This is a genomic window from Sphingopyxis panaciterrae (genome assembly GCF_011762125.1).
Taxonomy (GTDB): Bacteria; Pseudomonadota; Alphaproteobacteria; order Sphingomonadales; family Sphingomonadaceae; genus Sphingopyxis; species Sphingopyxis panaciterrae.
The window spans coordinates 906,226-928,392 of the sequence record NZ_JAASQN010000001.1; the positions used below are offsets into that span (position 1 = coordinate 906,226).

At 64.7% G+C, this 22,167-nt stretch carries 21 protein-coding genes and 1 other RNA gene; 19 read left to right on the top strand and 3 right to left on the bottom strand.

Going from position 1 to position 22,167, the window contains the following annotated elements:
- The first annotated feature begins 294 nt into the window (after window positions 1-294).
- From FHR22_RS03985 to FHR22_RS04020, 8 genes are all read left to right on the top strand, one after another.
- Window positions 295-2,670 carry a chemotaxis protein CheA gene (locus FHR22_RS03985; RefSeq protein WP_166939179.1) on the top strand — a complete coding sequence of 792 codons (2,376 nt, stop codon included), beginning with the start codon at window positions 295-297 and terminating at the stop codon, window positions 2,668-2,670.
- Complete coding sequence (locus tag FHR22_RS03990; protein ID WP_166939181.1) at window positions 2,667-3,104, top strand: chemotaxis protein CheW; 438 nt, start codon at window positions 2,667-2,669, stop codon at window positions 3,102-3,104. Before FHR22_RS03985 ends, FHR22_RS03990 begins: the two co-directional genes overlap by 4 nt.
- A 91-nt stretch (window positions 3,105-3,195) precedes the next feature.
- The gene (locus FHR22_RS03995; protein ID WP_166940738.1) at window positions 3,196-3,567 is read left to right on the top strand and encodes a response regulator; all 372 of its coding nucleotides are present in this window, start codon (window positions 3,196-3,198) and stop codon (window positions 3,565-3,567) included.
- A 12-nt stretch (window positions 3,568-3,579) separates the two neighbouring features.
- Entirely contained in the window at window positions 3,580-4,692 is a 1,113-nt protein-coding gene (gene cheB, locus FHR22_RS04000; protein WP_166939184.1) for a chemotaxis-specific protein-glutamate methyltransferase CheB, read from the top strand.
- Window positions 4,689-5,549 (top strand): CheR family methyltransferase, encoded by an 861-nt coding sequence (locus FHR22_RS04005; protein ID WP_243853453.1) that lies wholly within the window; start codon window positions 4,689-4,691, stop codon window positions 5,547-5,549. Before cheB ends, FHR22_RS04005 begins: the two co-directional genes overlap by 4 nt.
- A gap of 78 nt (window positions 5,550-5,627) precedes the next feature.
- Window positions 5,628-6,317, top strand: coding sequence for an N-acetylmuramoyl-L-alanine amidase (locus tag FHR22_RS04010; RefSeq protein ID WP_166939186.1), 690 nt, complete (start codon window positions 5,628-5,630; stop codon window positions 6,315-6,317).
- 77 nt (window positions 6,318-6,394) lie between these two features.
- Window positions 6,395-6,789: RNase P RNA component class A (gene rnpB / locus FHR22_RS04015), an RNA gene on the top strand.
- 74 nt (window positions 6,790-6,863) lie between these two features.
- The gene (locus tag FHR22_RS04020; protein WP_156344038.1) at window positions 6,864-7,019 is read left to right on the top strand and encodes a hypothetical protein; all 156 of its coding nucleotides are present in this window, start codon (window positions 6,864-6,866) and stop codon (window positions 7,017-7,019) included.
- A 143-nt stretch (window positions 7,020-7,162) separates the two neighbouring features.
- Here FHR22_RS04020 and FHR22_RS04025 read toward each other — a convergent pair whose 3' ends face one another.
- From FHR22_RS04025 to FHR22_RS04035, 3 genes are all read right to left on the bottom strand, one after another.
- Window positions 7,163-7,816, bottom strand: a complete 654-nt coding sequence (locus tag FHR22_RS04025; RefSeq protein ID WP_166939188.1) for a hypothetical protein — start codon at window positions 7,814-7,816, stop codon at window positions 7,163-7,165.
- A gap of 312 nt (window positions 7,817-8,128) precedes the next feature.
- Window positions 8,129-8,617, bottom strand: coding sequence for a transcription elongation factor GreB (gene greB / locus FHR22_RS04030; protein WP_166939191.1), 489 nt, complete (start codon window positions 8,615-8,617; stop codon window positions 8,129-8,131).
- A gap of 8 nt (window positions 8,618-8,625) precedes the next feature.
- Window positions 8,626-10,656, bottom strand: coding sequence for a lytic transglycosylase domain-containing protein (locus tag FHR22_RS04035; protein ID WP_166939193.1), 2,031 nt, complete (start codon window positions 10,654-10,656; stop codon window positions 8,626-8,628).
- Between the two features lie 101 nt (window positions 10,657-10,757).
- On the opposite strand from FHR22_RS04035, the gene dapA reads away from it, so the two are divergent.
- The 11 genes from dapA to FHR22_RS04090 all read left to right on the top strand — a co-directional run bounded on the left by dapA (window position 10,758) and on the right by FHR22_RS04090 (window position 22,107).
- The gene (gene dapA / locus FHR22_RS04040) at window positions 10,758-11,633 is read left to right on the top strand and encodes a 4-hydroxy-tetrahydrodipicolinate synthase (RefSeq protein ID WP_166939195.1); all 876 of its coding nucleotides are present in this window, start codon (window positions 10,758-10,760) and stop codon (window positions 11,631-11,633) included.
- Window positions 11,634-11,641: 8 nt separating this feature from the next.
- Window positions 11,642-12,127, top strand: coding sequence for an SsrA-binding protein SmpB (gene smpB / locus FHR22_RS04045; protein WP_039575066.1), 486 nt, complete (start codon window positions 11,642-11,644; stop codon window positions 12,125-12,127).
- Entirely contained in the window at window positions 12,124-12,765 is a 642-nt protein-coding gene (locus FHR22_RS04050; protein WP_243853455.1) for a DUF2062 domain-containing protein, read from the top strand. The genes smpB and FHR22_RS04050 overlap by 4 nt, the downstream gene beginning before the upstream one ends.
- A 96-nt stretch (window positions 12,766-12,861) precedes the next feature.
- Window positions 12,862-14,922 carry a M13 family metallopeptidase gene (locus FHR22_RS04055; protein WP_208417474.1) on the top strand — a complete coding sequence of 687 codons (2,061 nt, stop codon included), beginning with the start codon at window positions 12,862-12,864 and terminating at the stop codon, window positions 14,920-14,922.
- 89 nt (window positions 14,923-15,011) lie between these two features.
- A complete protein-coding gene (locus tag FHR22_RS04060; protein ID WP_166939197.1) occupies window positions 15,012-17,396 on the top strand; it encodes a hybrid sensor histidine kinase/response regulator in 2,385 nt (794 codons plus the stop codon).
- Window positions 17,386-17,739 carry a response regulator gene (locus tag FHR22_RS04065; RefSeq protein ID WP_166939199.1) on the top strand — a complete coding sequence of 118 codons (354 nt, stop codon included), beginning with the start codon at window positions 17,386-17,388 and terminating at the stop codon, window positions 17,737-17,739. Before FHR22_RS04060 ends, FHR22_RS04065 begins: the two co-directional genes overlap by 11 nt.
- Before the next feature lie 121 nt (window positions 17,740-17,860).
- A complete protein-coding gene (recA, locus tag FHR22_RS04070; RefSeq protein WP_166939201.1) occupies window positions 17,861-18,940 on the top strand; it encodes a recombinase RecA in 1,080 nt (359 codons plus the stop codon).
- A gap of 238 nt (window positions 18,941-19,178) precedes the next feature.
- Window positions 19,179-19,994, top strand: coding sequence for an agmatinase (gene speB, locus FHR22_RS04075; RefSeq protein WP_166939204.1), 816 nt, complete (start codon window positions 19,179-19,181; stop codon window positions 19,992-19,994).
- Between the two features lie 18 nt (window positions 19,995-20,012).
- Entirely contained in the window at window positions 20,013-20,663 is a 651-nt protein-coding gene (locus tag FHR22_RS04080; protein WP_166939206.1) for a glutathione S-transferase family protein, read from the top strand.
- Entirely contained in the window at window positions 20,653-21,252 is a 600-nt protein-coding gene (locus tag FHR22_RS04085) for a DUF4019 domain-containing protein (RefSeq protein ID WP_166939209.1), read from the top strand. The genes FHR22_RS04080 and FHR22_RS04085 overlap by 11 nt, the downstream gene beginning before the upstream one ends.
- Window positions 21,253-21,366: 114 nt before the next feature.
- Window positions 21,367-22,107: a hypothetical protein gene (locus FHR22_RS04090; RefSeq protein WP_166939211.1), complete on the top strand. Its 741-nt coding sequence runs from the start codon at window positions 21,367-21,369 to the stop codon at window positions 22,105-22,107.
- The last annotated feature ends 60 nt before the right edge of the window (window positions 22,108-22,167 follow it).

The following is a 22,167-nucleotide window of genomic DNA, read 5'->3' on the forward strand; positions in this document are numbered from 1 at the left end:
GATGGATGTCGGCTTTGGGGTGGGGAGCGGACATATAGCCCTCTCCCCTTCAGGGGAGAGGGTTGGGAGAGGGGGACGTGGCCAAACCCCTCTCAACTCCGGCTAGCCAGCAAGCTGGCAAGCCTGCGTATCTCTCCCCTAAAGGGGAGAGAATAATCCGTGGAACGGCAACTACCGGCCTAAACCCGTCATTCCTGTAGCGGGCCCGTCAGCGATATAATCGCGAAGCAAAACCGTCCATTAACCATTGTCGGTCATGGTCGCGCTTCGAATTTGGGGCGCACCGGTACCGTCATGGACGATCTGCTGAACGACTTTTTGGCCGAAACGGCGGAAATTCTCGCGGAAGCCGGCGGGGCCATCGTCGCGTGGGAAGCGGATCCGGCTGACCGCGACCGTCTCGACGCGATTTTTCGTCTCGTTCACACGATCAAGGGCAGTTCAGGTTTTCTGTCGCTGCCGCGGGTCACGGCGCTGTCGCACGCGGCCGAAGGGGCGCTTGATCAGGTGCGACGCGGTCATCGGGCGGCCGACGCAGCGCTTGTGACCGCGGTGCTCGCCATCATCGACCGGCTATCGGGCGTGTGTGCCGCGCTCGGCACCACCGGCGTCGAACCGGCGGGCGACGACGCTTATGTCATCGATGCGCTGGCCGAGACCGGGGACATACCGCACGCGCCCGTCGAGGTCGCCGGGGTGCCGCTGCGCCGCGAAGATGACCTGACCGCCGAGTTGCAGAACTGGCGATCGATCCGCGTGCCGCTGCCCCTGCTCGACAGCGTGATGACCGGGGTCACCGATATCGTCCTGGCCCGCAATGAATTCGCCCGGATGCTGCGCGAATCGGGGGCCGATGCGTCGCTGATCGCATCCTTCGACCGCCTGTCGGATTCGATCGCGGGCATGCGCCAGTCGGTCAGCCAGATGCGGATGCAGCGCATCGACAAATTGTTCGCGCCGTTGCCGCGCATCGTGCGCGACCTGGCGCAGGGTCTCGGCAAGAAAATCCGGTTCGATACCAGCGGCGGCGAGGTCGAACTCGATCGCGAAATGATGGAGAATATCCGCGACCCGCTGATCCATATCGTCCGCAACGCGATCGACCATGGCATCGAACCGCTCGACGAACGCGTCGCGGCGGGCAAGGGTGTCACCGCGACGATCTCGGTCGCGGCGCGCCAGTCGGGCAACCAGATCGAAATCGCGATTCGCGACGATGGCAGGGGCCTGTCGGCCGACGCGCTGGTTGCCAAGGCGATTGCCGCCCGCATCGTGACCGCAGGCGAAGCGCGCGCCATGGCACAGAAGGACAAAATTGCGCTCATCTTCCGGCCCGGCTTTTCGACCGCATCAGAGATTACGGCGATTTCGGGCCGCGGGGTGGGCATGGATATCGTCAAATCGAACCTCGAAAAGATCGGCGGCGTCGTCGATGTGCGCAACGAAGAGGGACGCGGGCTGACGATCATCTTGCGCGTGCCGATGACTCTGACGATCATTTCGGGCCTGATGGTGCGCGCCGCAGGGCAATATTTCGCCATTCCGCGCGGGGCGGTCCGCGAAATCATGCTGGAAACGAGCGACACCGTCCGCATCGATCGCGTCGGCGGCGGCGAACTTGCCACGGTGCGCGGCGACCAATTGCCGTTGTTGCGGCTCGAGGATGTGCTTGGCTGTACGAGCGACGACCAGGACGACGTCGACGACCGCGCGCTGGTCGTGATCCGGCCGGGGCAGGGGCAAAGCTATGCGCTCAGCGTTGCGGCGATCCACGATCATGAGGAACTGGTGATCAAGCCCGCAGCGCCGATGATCATGGCGACGGGGCTTTATGCCGGGACGACCTTGCCCGACAACGGCCGCCCGGTGCTGCTGCTCGACGTGCAGGGGCTGCTTGCCGCGTCGGGTATCGATGCCTCCGAAGCCGCGCGCAACGCCGATGCGGCGGATGAAGCCGCGGCCTCGCGCAATGCGACCCAGTTGCTGCTCTTTCGCGATACGAATGGGCGGACGCGCGGGGTTCCGCTTTCGGTCATCGAACGCGTCGAAGAAGTGCCGGCGGATGCGTTGTTCGAGGCTGCAGGCCGCGTCCAGGTCCGGATCGGCAGCGATATTTTCGCGGTCCATGCCGCACAGCGGCCCGACGTCGATGGCGCAGTCAAGCTGCTGCGCCTTTACGACGGACGCGCCGCGCTTTGTTATCCGATCGCCGCGGTAATCGACATCGTCCGCTTGCCCGATGCGATCCAGCCGGCGGCGGCGCCGGGACTGGTCGCCGGAGTTGTCCTGATCGGCGGCGATCCGGTCGAACTGATCGATCCTTTCTGGCTGATGGCGCAATATGGCGGCGGCGAAGCTCCGATGCTGCGCCAGCCGCTTTGCCGCCTGGCCGACGATCGCGACGGGTGGGGCCGTCATTTTCTGGCGCCGATCCTGCGCACCGCGGGCTACCGCGTCGTATCGGGCGATGACGCCGACGAAGCGGCCGACGTGCTGCTCTGTCTATCCGATGGGGACGGTCCCTGTGCTCATGCCGATGCCGACGCGCCGGTCATCCGCCTGCGAGCATCGATCGCGGCGGCCGGGCCTGACGACAAGACTGTCTATCGTTACGATCGGGCCGCGCTGCTCGATGCGCTGCGCCTGTGTGTCGGGGGAGGCCGCGCATGATGGACAAACTCTATCTGGTCGCGCGCATTGCCGATACGCGGGTCGCGCTGCGCAGCCATGCGATCCATTCGGTGGTGACCGTCGGCACGCCGGTCCGGGTGCCCGCCGCGCCGCCGCATGTCGCGGGGCTTTTCGCGCTGCGCAGCCGCGTCTTCACGCTGATCGACCCGCATGTCGTCGTCGGGCTGCCGCCCGTGCCGGTCATCCCCGGACAACGGGCGATCGTCGTCGATGTCGCCGACCATGGCTATGCGCTGCTCGCCGACGAGGTTGAGGATGTCTGCTTCATCGATGCGCCCGAGGCGCGGATCGTGAGCAGATTGCTACCGGGCTGGGCGCGCGTCGCCGATGCGGTCATCGAACATCAGGGGGCATCATTGCTCGTCGTTGATCCGTCGCATTTCGTCACGTTGCCGGCCCAGGCGGCGGCGTGATTCATCGGGTTATTAACCGGGCTGTTAACGGGCTGGACACCCCTTCGCCATAACGTGGCGGATATCCCCGGGGGGTCGGAGATTGTTTATGTTGAAATCCTGTCTGGTCGTCGACGATAGCAAGGTGATCCGCAAGGTCGCCCGTCACATACTGGAAAGCATGTCCTTTGCCGTCAACGAGGCGGCCGACGGGCAGGAGGCGCTGACCTTCTGCCGCGCGCATCGTCCCGATGTCATCCTGCTCGACTGGAACATGCCGGTGATGAGCGGGATGGAATTCCTGGGGGCGTTCAACGATCTGGATTATGGCCGCGAAGAACGGCCGCGGGTGGTATTCTGCACCACCGAAAACAGCATCGACCACATCCGCGCCGCGATCGAGGCGGGCGCTGACGAATATGTGATGAAGCCGTTCGACCGCGAAACGCTGGAAGGAAAGTTGCAACTCGTCGGCGTGGCCTAGGAGAATCCTGGCATGGCGACATCGCAGCGCCTTTTTCCCGATAATCCCCAGGGCGCCGGTGTGCCGGCAACCCGGTCGGTGCGTGTGATGCTCGTCGACGACAGCCTGGTCGTCCGCAGCATCCTCGAACGCATCGTCGACCAGCATCCGGGGCTGAAGATCTGCGCGTCGGTCGCCTCCGCGCAAGACGCGCTCGCCTTTCTTTCCTGCGAGCCGGTCGACGTCGTGATCCTCGACATCGAAATGCCTGGAATGAACGGTATCGATGCCCTGCCGCACATCATCGAGCGGGCCGAGAATGCGCGCGTCCTCATCCTGTCGTCGAACTGCGTCGAAGGCGGACCCGCCGCGATCGAGGCGCTGGCCCTCGGCGCGAGCGATACGCTCGCCAAGCCCGGCCGCGGCAGTTTTTCGGGGCGCTTTGCCGAAGTGCTCACCGAACGCATCCTGTCGCTCGGCCAGCAGCCGACGCCTGCGGCGACGCGCGCGGCACAGCGCGCGGCGCCGCCGCCAGCCCCGGTCGCGATCGACTCCGCGCAGCCGATCGAATGCATCGCGGTGGCCGCATCGACAGGCGGCATCCCGGCTTTCGCGAGTTTTCTGGCCAATCTCGACCCACGCATCACCGCGCCGATCCTGCTGACCCAGCATTTGCCCGACGCCTTCATGGAGTTTTACGCCAAGCAGATCGCAACAATGACGACACGCCGCGTCCAGGTCGCGGCGGGGGGCATGGCGGTCGAGCGCGGGCATATCTATCTGGCGCCGGGCGACGCGCATCTGATGCTTGCGACCCATGGCCAGCGCCGCGAAATCCTGCTCGACCGGCGCCAGACCGACAACGGCTGCTGCCCGTCCGCCGATCCGATGCTCGAAGCGGTCGCCGAAACCTATGGCAAGGGCGCGGTGGCGGTGATCCTCAGCGGCATGGGGCGCGACGGCGCGAACGGCGCCCAGAGACTGAAGGCGGCGGGCGGCACGGTCTTCGCGCAGGCGCCCGAAAGCTGCGTCATCTGGGGGATGCCGGGCGCGGTCGCCAAGGCGGGGATCGCGGCGGCGACGCTCAATCCCGACGCCATTGCGCTGATGCTCGGCAGCTTTCTTGCGGGGCGCGGCAAACCATGATGGGCGGTGGCGGCGCCAGCGAATCGGCGTATCGCGTGCTGATGGGCGTACTCGAATCGCGGACCGGGCAGACGCTGTCGCCGAACCGCATCTGGCGCATCGAAATGTCACTGAAGCCGGTGATGCAGCGCCATGGCGTCGCCGATCTCGACGCACTGGTCGGAGCGCTGGTGACCTCGAACAGCCGGCAGTTGCTCGACGACACAGTCGATGCGATGCTCAACAACGAGACCTATTTCTATCGCGAACATAGTGTCTTCGATGACATTTCTTCGACCGCACTCGAACATTTGCGCAAGTTGAATGCGGCGTGTCGCCGCATTACCATCTGGCATTGCGGCGTATCGACGGGGCAGGAAGCCTATTCCATTGCGATGCTGCTCGCCGAACAGGATGCGAAATGGGCAGGCTGGCAAGTCGATATCGTCGGCACGGACGTCAGCATCCATGCGATTTCGCGCGCGCGCATCGGGCTTTACAGCCAGTTCGAAATCCAGCGCGGGCTCCCGGTGCAGCGCATGGTCCGCTGGTTCGACCAGACCGATGGCGGCTGGCTCGCCAAGGCCGATATTCGCCGCCGCATCGATTTTTCGGTGCAGAATATGCTGACCGACCGGCCGCCGCTGGCGAGCCCGGCCGATCTGATTTTCTGCCGCAATCTCCTGCTCTATTTCTCGCTGCCGATGCGGCAGAAGGCGTTTGCGAAGCTGCGTGCGATGGCGGCGCCGCAAAGCTTCCTCGTGCTCGGGGCAGGGGAAACGGTGCTGGGGCAGACCGACCAGTTCGTCGCCAGCCCGCGGCTGCGCGGCCTCTATGAGCCCGCCGATCAGCAGGCGCGCTGCGCCACCGCTGCCTGAGGCCCGTAGCTGAGCTTGCAATTTGTCCGCCGCTGGCGCAATCGGGACCGAGCAGGCTGAGGACGGGCAACGATACGAATGAGCGACTTCATCGAACGCTGGTCCCCCAATTTCGACGATCGCGCGCTGCCCGTATCCATGATCGTGCTCCATTATACCGGCATGAAGACCGGGGCCGAAGCCCTTGATAGACTTGCCGATCCCGAAGCGAAGGTGTCGGCCCATTATGTCGTCAGCGAGGATGGCCAGATCACCCACATGGTGCCCGAGGACAAGCGCGCATGGCATGCGGGCAAGTCGCACTGGCGCGGGATCAGCGACATTAATTCGGCAAGTGTCGGGATCGAGATCGTCAATCCCGGCCACGAATGGGGTTATGTGCCCTTTCCCGATCCGCAGGTCGCCTCGGTCGTGCGGCTTGTCCACCTGATCAAGGACCGTCATTCGGTCACGCGCGGCAATGTCGTCGGCCATTCGGACATCGCACCGCGGCGCAAGCAAGACCCGGGTGAACTGTTCCCGTGGGACGAACTGGCGCGCCGCCGCCTCGCTCTGCCGCGCCCGACCAAGAAGCTGACCGACCCCTTATGGACCGACGCGGGCTTCCTGCTCGCGCTCGAACGCTTCGGCTATGATGTGACCGATGGGTTTGCGGCGACGGTGGCATTTCAGCGCCGCTTCCGCCCTGAGCTGATCGACGGGACGATCGACGGCGAGTGCCGCGCGATCCTGCTGGCGCTGTTGCTTCCGCAGCCCGAGGGCAATTAATCCCTGCCGCCGCCGCCGCGCAGGCGGGGGCGACGAATCCTCGCTAATCTCCGCAAACATTGCTATACTCCCACTCGCCAGAGGGTCGGGCGATCGCCGCTTCGCGCAAGCGAGGGGGAGGAAAGTCCGGGCTCCACGGAAATCACGGTGCCGGATAACGTCCGGCGGGTCCGCTTTCGGGCGGATTCAGGGAAAGTGCCACAGAGAGAAGACCGCCAAAGGCTTCGGCCCGGCGAAAGGTGAAAGGGTGCGGTAAGAGCGCACCGCGCGGACGGTAACGGACGCGGCATGGCAAACCCCACCGGGAGCAAGGTCGAATAGGGATGGCACGGAAGCAATTCCAGGGTCGGTTCCGGCCCCGCCGTCCGGGTTGACTGCTTGAGCGTTCGGGTAACCGTCCGTCTAGAGGAATGATCGCCTATCCCCCGTCAAAAGGGGTGGACAGAACCCGGCTTACAGACCCTCTGGCATTTCTCTCCCATCACGCGCGCGGGAACCGCGTGCAACCGGCCCGCGTTCGTATGGGACCAGAAAGGGAGACGAACCATGAAAGTCGTCGAGGATCATGTCGAAGTCACCGAGACCGAAGCGAGCAGCGGGGTCAAGGGGCACAATGTACGCTATGTGCTCGCCATCTCGCTGATCGCGGCGATCGTCGTGCTGTCGCTGGTTTGGATCGTCCCCGCGCTGCTGCAGCCCTGACCCCCGGATCATCTTCCGGCCCTTCGACTGCCTTGCAGGCGCTCAGGATAAACTTCAGCCTTTGGCTGAAGGCCGGAAGCCCGGCGTGGCTTTTGAAACGGTGATCGAGATCCCGGCCTTCGCCGGGATGATGAAAGTCAAGGCTATTTGGCCTTGGTAAAGGCGACGAGCTGTTCCTCGGGATCGGGCGTGTCCGCCATATAGACCGGTTTGGACGGCCGTTTGAAGCGGGTGACGAACGCATCGTCATAGCTCGCGTCCTCACCCTCGCCGGAGAGTTTCAGCGTCTTGGTCTCGACGTCGCCGGTGAGGAGATTCCAGCTCATCTCATTGCCGTCGTGCGCATAGGTGCGGCTGTAAACCGTCGCATCGAGCCCGATCAGCCGCATCTTCGGCTGCACCTTGTCGGCGCGGTAGCGATAGGTGGCCGACAGTGCGGTGGTGCCGCCGGTCAGATCCTTGACTGTCAGCACGCCCTTTGCGATCGACAATTCGGCGGCGCCCAGCGCGTCGGGTGCCAGCTTGAAGTCGCCGCCCGGCTGATGCCCGATGTCGACTTCGCCGCGATAGCTCAGCACGACATAGAGGTGGCGTTCGTCGGGGCTCGCGACCACGAACACCGTATCGGTATCGCCATCGCCGTTGAGGTCTCCATCGGCGCGGCCTTCGATTTCCTCACCGAGTTCGAGCTGATCGAGCAGGAACTGGTCGGTAACCGCCGACAGCGGCGGGCGCACCGGTGCGGCATGGGCCGTAGTTTGCAACAATATTGCGGCCAGAAACATCATTTTTCGCATTGCCGCGTTCTCCCCCGATCGGGCATCAGATTATCAGCTGTTACCCGATCGTCCAGCCATTGCCGGTGATGGCGGGCACAATATGGCGCGGCATAGATTCGGCTTTGGGGTGGGGAGCGGGCGTCGCTTTCTACAGCTTCGTCATCCGCGGAGGAGACCCGTGGCTCTTCCGCCTTGACCCGGAATCCCGCTTTTTTGAAGGTAGCGCAGGTTTCGACGTCCAGCGGGACCCCGGATCAAGTCCGGGGTGACGATGATGGAGATGGAACTAACGGCCGAAAGCTGCCCTACGCCGATGGCAGCCGCACGATGTCAATTTTCGGGATAATCTACCCCCATCACTTCCCATTCCTTCGGCCCGGCCGGAAGCTGCACGGTCCTGAGGTCGCCGACCGCCGCGCCGCGCAGGGCGCGGGCGAGGGGGCTGTTCCAACCGATCCGCCCGTCACCGGCCTCGGCCTCATCATCGCCGACCAGCGTGACGGTGCGGCGCGCGTCGTCGTCATCGGCGAGTTCGACGGTGGCGCCGAACCAAATGCGGCTCTGGTCGGGTTGCTGCGCGGGGTCGACGATGCGCGCTGCCTTCATCCGCCGGGCGAGGAAGGAAAGCCGCCGGTCGATCTCGCGCAGCCGCTTGCGGCCATAAATATAGTCGCCATTCTCGCTGCGGTCGCCATTGCCCGCCGCCCAGCTGATCGTTTCGACCAGCTTGGGGCGTTCGATCCCGAACAGCGCCTCATATTCGGCGCGCAGCGCCGCGAAGCCCGCAGGGCTGATGACATTGGTCTTTTCCCCCGCCACGGTGCGGCTTAACCCGGCGTGCGTTTGCCGAGGTAGAAGCTGAGCGGCGCATTGGGCAACGACCGGTTTCCGTCGCGAAGCGTGTCGTAGACGACGGCGTTTTCGAGCACGCGCTGTACATAGTTGCGCGTTTCGAAGATCGGGATCGCCTCGATCCAATCCACCATCTCGATCCCGCCGCCGCGCGGATCGCCGTTGGCGCGCAGCCATTTGTTCACATTGCCGGGCCCGGCGTTATACGCTGCGACCGCGAGCGGATAGCTGCCGCCGAAATAGCTCAGCATCTGCTGGAAATAGGTCGATCCGAGCATCATGTTGTAGTTGGTGTCGGTGGTCAGCGACCCGGCATCGTAGCTTAGCCCCAGCTTTCCTGCGACCTCGCGTGCCGTGCCCGGCATCAGCTGCATCATCCCGCGCGCGCCGGCGTGGCTGATCGCCTGCCGGTCGAACTGGCTTTCCTGCCGGGTGATCGCGTGGATGAAGGTCCAATTGCCTTCATGCCCCGCAGGCACGCGGACGGTCGGGAAACCCGACACCTCGACGGCATCGAGGCTGTTCGCCTGCGCGCTGCGGCCGATCATGACGCCAAGGTCAGGGCGGCCGATCGCCGAGGCAAGCTGTCCGGCGAGGACATGGTCGGCGGGGGAGGTGGCTTTCTGCGCGAGGGCGCGCAGGAACAATGATTGCTCGCGCCACGCGCCGATTTCGCCAAGCGCGCGCGCGGCGCGGACGAGGCGGTCGTCGTCGAACGCGCGTTTTTCGTCGCCGCTGACCTGGATTGACGGCACCGGGGCGGGTCTGGGCTGCGCCCGGTTCAGCCGTTCGAGCGAGAGCTGGCCGTAAAACTGGTCATAATGCTGCGCGGCGTCGGCGAAATGCGCGTTGGCGGTTGCAGGGTCGCCTGCTGCGAGCGCGGCGCGCCCCGCCCAGTAAAAACCCTTGGTCCGCGTCTGCGCCGAGCGCGCGGCTTCGCCATAATTGCGGAACAGCCGCACCGCTTCCGCAGGGCGGCCGAGGTTCTTGAACGCAAGTTGCCCGGCAAGCCAGGCGAGCGAGGTATAATCGTCGCGGATGCCGAGCGGGGTTTCGCGGATCACCGTGCCCGGTGGAAGTGCGTCGTCGAGCTGCCGCGCGATATTATAGGCGGTCTGCTTGTCTCCCGCGGCATCGGCAGCCCGTGCGTTGGTGAGCAGGGTTTCGAGCCATTCCTCGGCATCGGCCGGCGCGCTAGCCAGCGAGCGCGGCGCGGCGAGCAGCGCGCGGGCCTCGCCGACGCGGTTCGCCTTGCGCAGCCAGGTCGCCTTGTCGGTGATATAACCCGCGTCGGTGCGCGTCAGCGACGGATTGGCGCCCTCGACCGCCATCGCCTGCATCGCCGCGTCGACCGCGCCGCTGCGCATTGCCAGGCGCGCCGAAAAGACGCTGCGCCGCTCAGGCGAGGTATAGGCAAGCTGGCGGCCCGCCGCCGATGTGGCGCCGAGCCACAACAGGCGGTCCATCCGCGCATCGTGGTCGGCGGGAGTCAGCGCGCCGGGGAAGAAGCTCAGCACCCGGCTCGTTTCATAATCGTCGAGCGTCCCGCTCGTCCACGCGCGACGGACCGCGGCGTTGGCCTCGTCGCGGCGCCCGGTGGCGTTGAGCGCGAGCGCCATGCGCAGGTTGCCGCTCGCGGTCTGCGGCGGGTAGGCGGCGAAATAGGCGAGCGTGCGCGCAGGGTCGAAGCTGTCGAGCGCGATCGCCTTTTCGGCGCGGCCACGCATCTTGTCGGCGTCGGGCCAGCCCTTGTTCGCCATCAGGAAGCGCGAAAGCTGGTCGAAGGAGGCGCCGGTGTTCGCCGTCAGCCGCCGCCATTCCATCACCGCGTCGCCGACCGAACTGCTCGACGGCGGCGGCCCCGATGCCGAGGCGAGCCCCATCTGGGCGCGGTACCAGGCCATTTGTTCGGGGGTCAGTTCGCTGGCCGTGGCAGCGGTAGGAATGAGAAGAGCCGCGGCGAGCGCGAGGCGGGAAATATGGGACAGCGAAATCATGGACGCCATATTAATGCCAAACTCCTTGCGGGGCGCTGAATAGGCGTCCATTAGGCGGCGCGCCTGAGATTCCTATCGGTCGCGGGCCGGTTTTTGTAAAGGAGCGGAGCATGTTTTCGGGTTCGATTCCCGCCTTGGTGACGCCATTTCGCGACGGAGCGTTCGACGCGCCGGCCTTCAAACGGCTGGTCGAATGGCAGATCGACGAGGGAACGAGCGCGCTGGTGCCGTGCGGCACGACCGGCGAAAGCCCGACGCTGGGCTTCGAGGAACATTATCGCGTCATCGACTGCTGCATCGAAGCGGCGGCGGGCCGTGTTCCGGTGATCGCCGGCTGCGGATCGAACGATACCGCGACCGCGATCCGCCACATGCGCCATGCACAGGCGGCGGGCGCGGCGGCGGCGCTGGTCGTCGCACCCTATTACAACCGGCCGACGCAGGACGGCATGCTCGCGCATTTCAAGGCGCTCGCCGATGCGTGCGACCTGCCGATCGTCGTCTATAATGTTCCCGGCCGCACCGTCGCCGACATCAGCGCCGAGACGATGTGCAAGCTTGCCGAAATGCCGTCGGTTGTCGCGATCAAGGATGCGAGCGGCGATCTGGCGCGCGTGACGATGCATCGTGCGGGTGCGGGCGTGGATTTCTGCCAGCTCAGCGGCAATGACGATCTGTGGCTGCCGCATGCGGTGATGGGCGGCGCCGGCTGCATCTCGGTCACCGCCAACGTCGCGCCGCGCCTGTGCGCCGACTTCGCGGCCGCCTGCGCCGCGGATGACTGGGCGAAAGCGCTGCAATTGCACGACCGGTTGTTCGACCTGCACAAGGCGATGTTCTCCGATGCGTCGCCCGGGCCCGCCAAATATGCGCTGTCGCGCGTCCACGACTGGTTTTCGCCCGAAGTGCGCCTACCTATCATCCCGGCGTCCGACGCATCGCGGAAAGCCGTCGATGCCGCACTGTCCGCGGCGGGAGTTCTCTAGGTTTCGAAATGGCCCGTCCCCAGTCCGCCGCAGAATTCGACAAGAAGAAGGTCGTCGCCGAGAACCGGCGCGCGCGCTTCGACTTTGCCATCGAACAGGTGTTCGAGGCGGGGATCGCGTTGCAGGGCACCGAGGTCAAATCGCTGCGCTTCGGTGAGGGCACGATCGCCGAAAGCTATGCCGAGGTGAAGGGCAACGAGGTGTGGCTGATCAACAGCAACATCCCCGAATTCAGCCATGGCAACCGCCACAATCACGAACCCAAGCGTCCGCGCAAGCTGTTGCTCAGCGGCCGCGAAATCAACAAGATGTACGCCGGCGTCGCGCGGCAGGGCATGACGCTCGTCCCGCTTTCGGTCTATTTCAACAGCCGCGGCCGCGCCAAGGTCGAACTTGCCCTCGCCAAGGGCAAGAAGGCGCATGACAAGCGGGAGTCGATCAAGGAACGCGACTGGAAGCGCGACAAGCAAAGACTGATGAAAGACCGCGGATGAGCGAGATGAAAAAGATCAAATCGCGCCGCGTCCAATCTGAAACCGGCCTGATGAACTGGATCCGGCGCAATTCGCCGAACCGCGAGGAATTGCTGGAAAGCCGCTTTATCAAGCCGTTCGCGCACCGCGTCGCGCACAGCCATTTGTGGCGCTTTACCCGTACGTCGGTGCGTCGCGGGACCGCGCTGGGGCTGTTCGTCGGCATTTTTTTCCTGATTCCCGGCGTGCAGATATTGGGCGTCGCGCTGCTGGCGCTGCCGTTTCGCGCGAATATCCCGATCGGGGCCGCGATGACCTTCCTGTCCAACCCGGTCACCACCCCGCTGATCCTCGCGGCATCGGTGTGGCTGGGCAGCGCGCTGTTCGGCATGCACACCAATGTGTCGAACCTCTACATCCTTTACGACGAGGGGGCCTCGCTCGTCGAATGGTGGCATTGGTTCACCGCCAACGCGGGGACCGCGTTGCTTGGCGGCCTGGCCGGGCTGTTCGTCATTTCGGTGGTTTCGGCGATCGTCGGTTATATTCTCGCCTCGGTGATCTGGGACAGCTGGATTCGCCTGCGCTGGCGGCAAAAGATTCGCCGTGCGCGCGACAAACGACTTGAGCCATCGACGAGCGACACGCCCCCCGGTTGAACCGCCGCAGCGCAGGGGTATAGCAGGTCTATCGCTAAATATCGTCCCGCACCCGCGGGCCGATCCTCTGCTCTGTCTTGAAATCCGGGGAATGCTATGACCTCTCTCAATTCGTCTTCGCGCCTGATGGCGACTGCCGCGCTGGGCGCGTTTCTGCTCGGCGCGTTGCCGGCGATGGCGCAGGAAACCACCGCCACCGCACCCGCCGCCCAAACTGCTGCCAAGCCTGAAATCGGCGATTTCGGTTTTGACACGACAGGCATGGACAAGAGCGTCCAGCCGGGCGACGATTTCTATGCCTTTGCCAACGGCACCTGGGCGAAGAATACCCAGATCCCGGCCGACAAATCGAACTATGGCATGTTCACCGCGCTTGGCGACCTGTCGCAAAAGCGGACCCAGGAAATCCTCGAAGCGGCAAAGGGCGACCCGAACAGCATGATCGGCCGCGCCTACGCCTCCTATCTCGATTCCGCGGCGGTCGAGGCCAAGGGGCTCGCGCCGATCCAGCCGTGGTTGAACAAGATCCGCAGCGTCGACAAGGCGGGGCTCGCCGCGCTGCTTGCCGAAGCCGACCGCAGCGGTGTCTCGCACTTCTTCGGCGGCTATGTCGGCCAGGACGACAAGAACCCCGACGTCTATATCTATTCGATGGGGCAGGGCGGCATCGGCATGCCCGACCGCGATTTCTACCTGAAGGACGGCGAGCGCAATGCGAAGCTGCAGGCGGCCTATGTCAAGCATCTCGAAAATGTCCTGACGCTGGCAGGCGAAAAGGATGCCGCGGCGCGGGCACAGGCGATCTATGCGTTCGAAAAGCAGATCGCGACGGTCCATTGGGACAAGAATGACAGCAGCGATGCGGTCAAGGTCTATAACAAGATGACGATTGGCCAACTCGCGCAGAGTGCGCCGGGCTTCGACTGGACGACCTTCATCCGCGGCGTCGGGGTCAAGGAAAACGCGTTGCTGGTTGCGCAGCCGAGCGCCTTCACCGGCGAGGCGAAGCTGCTCGCCGACGCGCCGATCGGCGTCATCCGCGACATATTGATCGTCCGCAGCCTCGACGGTTTCTCGGACGTCCTGCCCGATGCGGTCGCGCAGGAAGCCTTCGCCTTCTACGGCACCGCGCTGTCGGGCACGCCTCAGATGCAGGAGCGCTGGAAGCGCGCCGTCGATTTCACCACCGGCAATCTGGGCGAGGCGGTCGGCCAGGATTATGTCGCCAAATATTTTCCGCCCGAAACCAAGGCGGCGATGGACGGCCTCGTCAAGAATGTCCTCGCGGCGCTCGACACGCGCATCGGCAACCTGACGTGGATGCAGCCCGCAACCAAGGTGAAGGCGAAAAAGAAGCTCGCCAATTTTACCACCAAGATCGGCTATCCCGACCGCTGGAAGGATTATGGCAAGCTGGAGATCAAGGCCGACGACCTGTTCGGCAATTCGCTGCGTTCGAACCAGTTCGCGCATGACGACAATATCGGCCGCCTCGGCGGCCCGATCCGGCGCTGGGAGTGGGGGATGACCCCGATGGAGGTCAACGCCTACGCAAATTTCGGTATGAACGAGATCGTTTTCCCGGCCGCGATCCTTCAGCCGCCTTTCTTCGATCCGAAGGCCGACGCGGCGATCAACTATGGCGGCATCGGTGCGGTCATCGGCCACGAAATCAGCCATCATTTCGACGATCAGGGCGCGAAATATGACGAGACCGGCAAGCTCGCCGACTGGTGGACCCCCGCCGACGTCGCGGCGTTCGAAGCCGCGGGCAAGGCACTCGTCGCGCAATATGACGCCTATGAAGTGCTGCCCGGCGAAAAGCTGGACGGCACTTTCACGCTGGGTGAGAATATCGGCGACCTCGCCGGCCTGACGATCGCCTACGATGCCTATAAAAAGTCGCTGGGCGGCAAGGAGGCGCCGGTGTTGGGCGGCCTGACCGGCGACCAGCGCTTCTTCCTCGGTTGGGCGCAGGTGTGGCGGCGCAACTATCGCGAACAGAATCTGTCGCAGCGGATCACCACCGATCCCCATTCGCCGTCGATTCAGCGGTCTTGGGTCTCGCGCAACCTTGACCCTTGGTATAAGGCCTATAACGTCAAGGAAGGCCAGAAGCTGTATCTGGCGCCGAAAGACCGCGTCCGCATCTGGTAACGCGCCAATAGGAAAGACTGTCATTGACCGCGCAAAGCCTGCCTGCCGCTGAGGAAGATTTCAGCAGGGGGGCGGGCCCCGGGGGATCGATGCTGGCCCCGCCGACGCTGTCGCGTACCGACTATGCGGCGCTCGGCGGGCTGGGGCTGTTGTCGGTCGCCTTGCTGTTCTGGGCGACGCGCGACGGCATATTGACTGCCGGTTTCTTGGCTGGCCTTGCGATGGCCGCAGGCGGCGTGCTTCTTGCCCGGCGGCTTTTTCCTGCCGCCATGGCAGGTGAAGCAGCGTTGCCCGACTGGACGATGCTGCGGCAGGCGGTCAATCACGACGATGTCGCGGTGGCGGTGACCGACCGGGGCGGCCGGCTCGTCTGCGCCAACGACCTGTTCGCCACCTGGTTCGGCGGCTTCATCACGCCGCCGGGGCTGCCGCTCGATGGGCGCGGCCCCGAACTGCTCAAAAATGCCGGACGCGCTGCGTGGCGCGACGGCGAGGGCCGCGTCGACGACCTCGCGGTCGGGCCGCTGCAATTGCGCGCGCAGGTGGCGCGTACGGGGCAGGCCGAGGATTATCTCGTATGGCGCTTTTCGGCTCTCGAACGGCTCGACCTCGCATCCGAAATTGTCCGCCATCTCGACGGGCCGGCGGGGCGGACGCTGGGACAGGCCGGGGTGATGACCGCGCTCGTCAGTGCCGAGGGGCGGCTTCGCGTCGCGAACCAGGCCTTCCTGCTCCGCGCATTGGGCGAAGGGGATGCTTCCCACTATGCCGGGCGCGACGTCGCGCCGATGCTGCGGCTCGACGACGGCGGCTCGCTTTATTTCGCGCGCGAGGGTGATCGCGCGACGCCCGTGCGCATGCTCCAGATCCCGCTCGCACCCGCCGACAATCATACACCGATGCTGCTCGCGATGCTCGACGAGGAAATGGGGCCGACCGATCGCGGCACCGCACAAAGCTATGTCGAAACCTTGCTGTCGCTGTTGCCGTTCGGGCTGGCGATGGTCGATCGCGATGGGCGCTTCCTCTATATGAACCGCGCGTTCGGGCGCGCGGCGGGGCTCGCCGACGGCCGGACGCCGCGCTACCCCGGCGACCTGGTGGTGGGCGAAGACAAGGGGCCGCTCGCCGACATGATCCGCCGTCACAGCAGCGGGCAGCAGGTCGGCGGCGACCTGTCGATCCGGCTTGCTGGGCAGAGCGACGAGCCGGTGTCGATGCGCGTCGTCGGGGTGCGCGGACTCGGCGAGGCGGCGGTGCTGCTCAGCCTCAAGGATTCGAGCGAGGAGTCGCGGCTGAAGCGCCAGGTTGCGCAGGCGTCGAAAATGCAGGCGGTGGGCCAGCTTGCGGGCGGTGTCGCGCATGATTTCAACAACATCCTGACCGCGGTGCTCGGCGCCTGCGACCTCATGCTGATGCGCCACACGCCGGGCGACAGCGATTATGACGATATCCAGCAGATTCGCAGCAACGCCAACCGTGCCGCCAGCCTGACGCGGCAGCTGCTCGCCTTTTCGCGGCAGCAGACGTTGCGGCCGCAGATCTTGCAGCTGCCCGACGTGATTTCGGAAGTATCGCACCTGCTCAAGCGGCTGATCGGCGATACGGTGACGCTGTCGGTGCATCACGGACGCGGGCTCGGTGCGGTGCGCGCCGACCCGGGACAGCTCGAACAGGTGATCATCAACCTCGCGGTCAACGCACGCGACGCGATGGCTGGCGGCGGCACGCTGACGATCGAAACCTATCCGATCTCGTCGGCCGAGGCGCGGCAGATGGGCAGCGAGATCATGCCGCCCGCCGACTATAGCGCGCTCAAGGTCAGCGACACCGGCACCGGCATCTCTGCCGATGTGCTCCCCAAGATTTTCGAACCCTTTTTCACGACCAAGGATGTCGGCAAAGGGACCGGGCTTGGCCTGTCGACGGTCTATGGCATCATCAAGCAGTCGGCGGGTTTCATCTTCGCCGACAGCAAGCCGGGGCAGGGGACCAGCTTCACCATCTATCTGCCCGTCCATCGCGCCGACGGCGAGGTGCCGGTAGTCGCGGCGCCGCCGCCCAAGCCGAAGAAGAGCCAATGGGGAACGGGAACGATCCTGCTCGTCGAGGACGAGGATATGGTCCGCGCGGTCGCCGAGCGCGCGCTGGTGCGGGCGGGCTATACCGTCGTCACCGCATCGCAGGGCGAGGAAGGGCTCGAGCGTTTCGGGCAGATGGACAAGATCGACCTGATCGTCAGCGACGTCGTGATGCCGACGATGGACGGGCCCGCGATGGCCCGTGCCATGCGCGCGAAACGTCCCACGCTGCCGATATTGTTCATGTCGGGCTATGCCGAGGAACAATTGCGCCAGTCGATCGATATTGATGACGTGGCCTTTCTTCCCAAACCTTTCTCGGTCGCGCAGTTGACCGAAGCCGTGTCGGCGGCGCTCGACGAGGCGGCGCATCGGGTGTCCGATGCTGGATAATCGGCGTATCCTGCTCGTCGAGGACGATGTGCTGATCGGCATGATGCTCGTCGACATGTTCGACGCGCTCGGCTTTCCCGAGCCGGCGCAGGCGACCTCGAATCAGGAGGCGCTGGCGATCATCGGGGCCGAGCCGGTCGCGGGGGCGCTTGTCGACATCAACCTCGGTGATGAAAAAGGCTGGCCGGTCGCCGACGCGCTCGCTGCACATGGCATCCCCTTCGCCTTTACCACTGGCGGCGGCGATGTCATTCCGCCGGCGCATGCGCATCGCAAGCTGGTGACCAAGCCGTTCAGGATCAGCGAGATAGAAACAGTGCTGAACGGATTCTTCCCCGGATAACCGCCGATTCTGGCACCTCATTTTTCTTTTGTTCCCTACTTGTTCCAAAGGAACAAATGTGGCACACAGGTTCGGCGTTGCGGTGGCCTTGCCGTCGCTTTAGAGCAGGAAAGGGACGGTCATGGCCGGACAATTGTCACTCGTCGAATCGGGGAAATCAGTGAACGGAACGGACAGGCAGAAGGCGCTCGACGCCGCGCTCGCGCAAATCGATCGCGCATTCGGCAAAGGCTCGGTAATGAAACTGGGCTCGAAGGAAGCAATGCAGGTCGAGGCGATCTCGACCGGGTCGCTTGGCCTCGATATCGCGCTTGGAGTCGGTGGCCTGCCGCGTGGGCGCGTTATCGAAATCTATGGTCCCGAAAGCTCGGGCAAGACCACCCTGGCGCTGCACACGCTGGCGGAAGCACAGAAGACCGGCGGCACCGTCGCCTTCGTCGATGCCGAACATGCGCTCGACCCCGTCTATGCCCGCAAGCTCGGCGTCAATATCGACGAACTGATCGTATCGCAGCCCGACACGGGTGAGCAGGCGCTCGAAATCGTCGACACGCTCGTGCGCTCGAACGCGATCGACGTGCTCGTCGTCGACTCGGTTGCCGCGCTCGTCCCGCGCGCCGAAATCGAAGGCGAGATGGGCGACAGCCATGTCGGCCTGCAGGCGCGCCTGATGTCGCAGTCGCTGCGCAAGCTCACCGGTTCGATCAGCCGTTCGCGCTGCATGGTGATCTTCATCAACCAGCTGCGCATGAAGATCGGCGTGATGTACGGCAACCCCGAAACGACGACCGGCGGCAACGCGCTCAAATTCTACGCCTCGGTCCGCCTCGACATCCGCCGCACCGGCCAGATCAAGAATGGCGACGAGATCGTCGGCAACACCACCCGCGTAAAGGTGGTGAAGAACAAGGTCGCGCCGCCGTTCAAGCAGGTCGAATTCGACATCATGTACGGGCAGGGGATTTCGAAGATCGGCGAGATCCTCGACCTGGGCGTCAAGGCCGGCATTGTCGAGAAATCGGGTGCCTGGTTCAGCTATGATTCGATCCGCATCGGCCAGGGCCGCGAGAATTCGAAAACCTTCCTCAAGGACAATCCGGAGCTGATGGATCGACTCGAAACCGCGATCCGCGGCCGGACCGAGGCGGTGGCCGAGGAAATGATGGCGGGCCCCGACGACGAGGGTGACGACGAAAATTGATGCGTTTCCGTCCGGTTCGCCTGTGCGGACCGGATGGCGAACGGCGGCGGGCCACCAGCCCCTTGCCCCTGCTCTCTCCCCGCAGGTGGGCCCGCCCGCCATCGATAGGGATCGGCCTCCTAAGTGTCTGTTTTGTTGATAGTCAGGTGACAAGTTTGACAAGTTAAGGGCAGATGCGCCGGCCGTTGGTTCCGATCGTTGTTCTTGCGCGGTCTCCATCAACAGCTACAAGCGGCGGATGCCCGCGATCCGCCTTTTCGGCCTGCCCACCGACATCAACAGCAGCTTCGAACGCGGTGCGGCGGCTGGTCCTGCGGCGATCCGCGCCGCGCTACGCAGCGACCGCGGCAATCTGGCGAGCGAACTCGGACCCGAGATCGGCGTCGATATCGCCTTTGCCGATGACGGCGACCTGCCGCTCGGCGAAGACACGCCGCGTGACGATGCCGCGATCCGCCGCCATGTCGCGATATTGCACGAAGATGGTGAAATCCCGCTTGCGCTTGGCGGCGACCATGCGGTGACCTTTCCGCTGGTCGAGGCGGCGGCTCATTGCTTCGGGCCGCTGAACATCCTTCATTTCGACGCGCATCCCGATCTCTATGACGATTTCGGCGGCAATCCGCGCAGCCATGCCTCGCCCTTCGCCCGTATCTGCGAGGCGGGCCACGCCGCGCGGCTGGTGCAGGTGGGCATTCGCACCTTGAATCGCCATTGCCGCGAGCAGGCCGTGCGTTTCGGGGTCGAAATCGTCCCGATGACGGACTTCACGGCCGATCGGGTGCCGGTATTGGCCGGTCCACTCTACATCTCGATCGACCTCGACGGGCTCGATCCCTCGGCGGCGCCGGGCGTGGCACACCCCGAACCTGGCGGCCTGACGGTGCGCGAAATGCTGGCGGTGCTGCACAAGCAGACCGCGCCGATCATTGGTGCCGACATCGTCGAGCATCATCCCGGCCGCGACATCGGCGGCGTCACGGCCATCGCCGGTGCCAAGCTGGTGCGCGAACTTGCGGCGCTGATCGACCGCAACGGCACCTATCGACCCTGATCTGCAAAGGAGAGCGCCATGAGCCTGATCGTCCACCATCTGAACAACAGCCGCTCGCAGCGCATCCTGTGGCTGCTTGAGGAGATCGGCGCGCCGTACGAGATCAAATTTTACGACCGTGACCAGACAACCAACCTCGCGCCGCCCGAACTGCTGGCGGTGCATCCGCTCGGCAAATCGCCCCTGATCGAGGAGCTCGACGATTCCGCCGCCGACGGAAGGGGCCGCGTGATCATCGAATCGGGGGCGATCACCGAATATCTTTGCGAGCGCCATGGCGGCGCTCATCTGGTCCCCGAGCGCGGAAGTGACGATCATGTCAGCCACCTCGAATGGCTGCATTTCGCCGAAGGGTCGGCGATGACGCCCATCCTGCTGCGCATCTACACTGCGCGGCTCGGCGAGGCGGCGGCACCGCTCGAACCGCGGATCGCGCAGCAACTCGACGCGCATTTCGCCTTCATGGAAAGCCGCGTCGGCGACAATGGCCATTTCATCGGCGACAGCCTGTCGGCGGCCGATATCATGCTGAGCTTCCCCGCCGAGATCGCGGTGATGCAGGGCGTGGCGCCGCGCTATCCCAAACTGGCGGCGTTCGTGAACGCGTGCCATGTCCGCCCCGCATGGCAGCGGGCGCGCGAAAAGGGCGGCGCCTATTATGGCTATTGATTGCCCGGCATACGGCCGCTTCCTGCTGGTAGCGGCCGTCCTGCTTGTCGGTGCGCCGGTCGCGTTTGCCGCACCGCCGGCGCTTGCTCCCGAAGTCGAGCGCGAGATCATCGTCCCCGAAGGCGTCACCTTCAAACCGTCGCCGGGCGATGAGGAAGGGGCGATCGACCGGTTCGCGACCTATACGATGGCGCTGGCGAAACGCGATTATGAGGCCGCCTATGCAATGCTGCGCCTGTCGTATCAGGCATCGAACCCGCGGCTCGAATGGGAAATGAACCTGCGCAAGCGCCCGGGGCTGTGGGCCGACGGAATGATCCGCATCCTGCGTCTTAGCTGGTATGCCGATCCGGCCGGGCAGCCGCCCGGTCTGTACGCGGCATTCGATTTCCGCGGCGATCGCAAGGATGGCACGATGGATTGCGGCTATGTCAGCGTCCATCGCAGCGCGCCGGGGTCCGACTGGGCCGTGGTGCGCACCGATACGTCCGAGGTGCCGGCCGCGATGATGGAAGACGGCGTCCCCAAGGCCGACGTGCTGCGCCAATTGCCCTGCTATCTGGGGAAGGGCATCGCCACGGATTTCTGACCTGCCGAAATAAATTTGGGTTGCATCGCGGCGCTTCGGTTCGCACGATAGGTCGAGCCGACGCGCTGCCCGGATTTGACCGCCGGCGCCGAGGATGCCGGGGGGTATTGCGCCATGTCGATGATGTTTCTTGCCGCGCTGCTGGCGGCCGCGCAGCCCGTACCCGAGATTCGGATCGAGGTGGTTCCGGGGCGTGGCTATGCCGCCAAGGTCGCGAGGATCGATCCCGATCAATATGACCCGGTGATCAAGCGCATCCAGGCGATCGCCAGCGAGCGCTGTGGCCGGCAAAGCGTACGCTTCGGCCGCTTTTATTTCGACAATATGATCGACCCGTCGCGCGGCGTCACGATCCTCGAGAAATTCCACCAGGGCTTTTCCTGTTTTGACCCCGCGACCGACCCCTACAAGCCGGTTGCCGCCGACTGGAAAGCGAGCGCAGCGGAAACCGCGGCGGTAAACCGCTTCGTCACGCGCTTTTTCGACAATCTCGACGCGGGCAATGCGAAGATTCTGGTGTCGATGATGGATCCGATGCTGGAGACGACCGAGGCGGAGATGAAGACGTTCAGCGACGAGGCCAAGCGTTACCAGATGGGCGACGGCGAGTTTAGCCCGAAATTGGAAGACTGGCTCAACAATCCGCCCGATGCCGCCTACCCGGGGGCCTATGCCTTTTTCAGCGTCATCGACAATCATCCCGGCATCGCCGGAACCTGCGGCGGCGTGCTGGTGCAACGGGTGCGCGACGGCGAATATCGTATGTCTCAATATGATGTTCGCTACCTGTCGCAGACGCTGGTCGACGATGAGGGCATGAGCGACGCCGAGCTTGAGCGCCTGTGCCAGCGATGACGCGCGCCGCCCGGCGCACGCAGCATGCGCATGATGCTTGAGAAACGCGCGTTCCCGCAC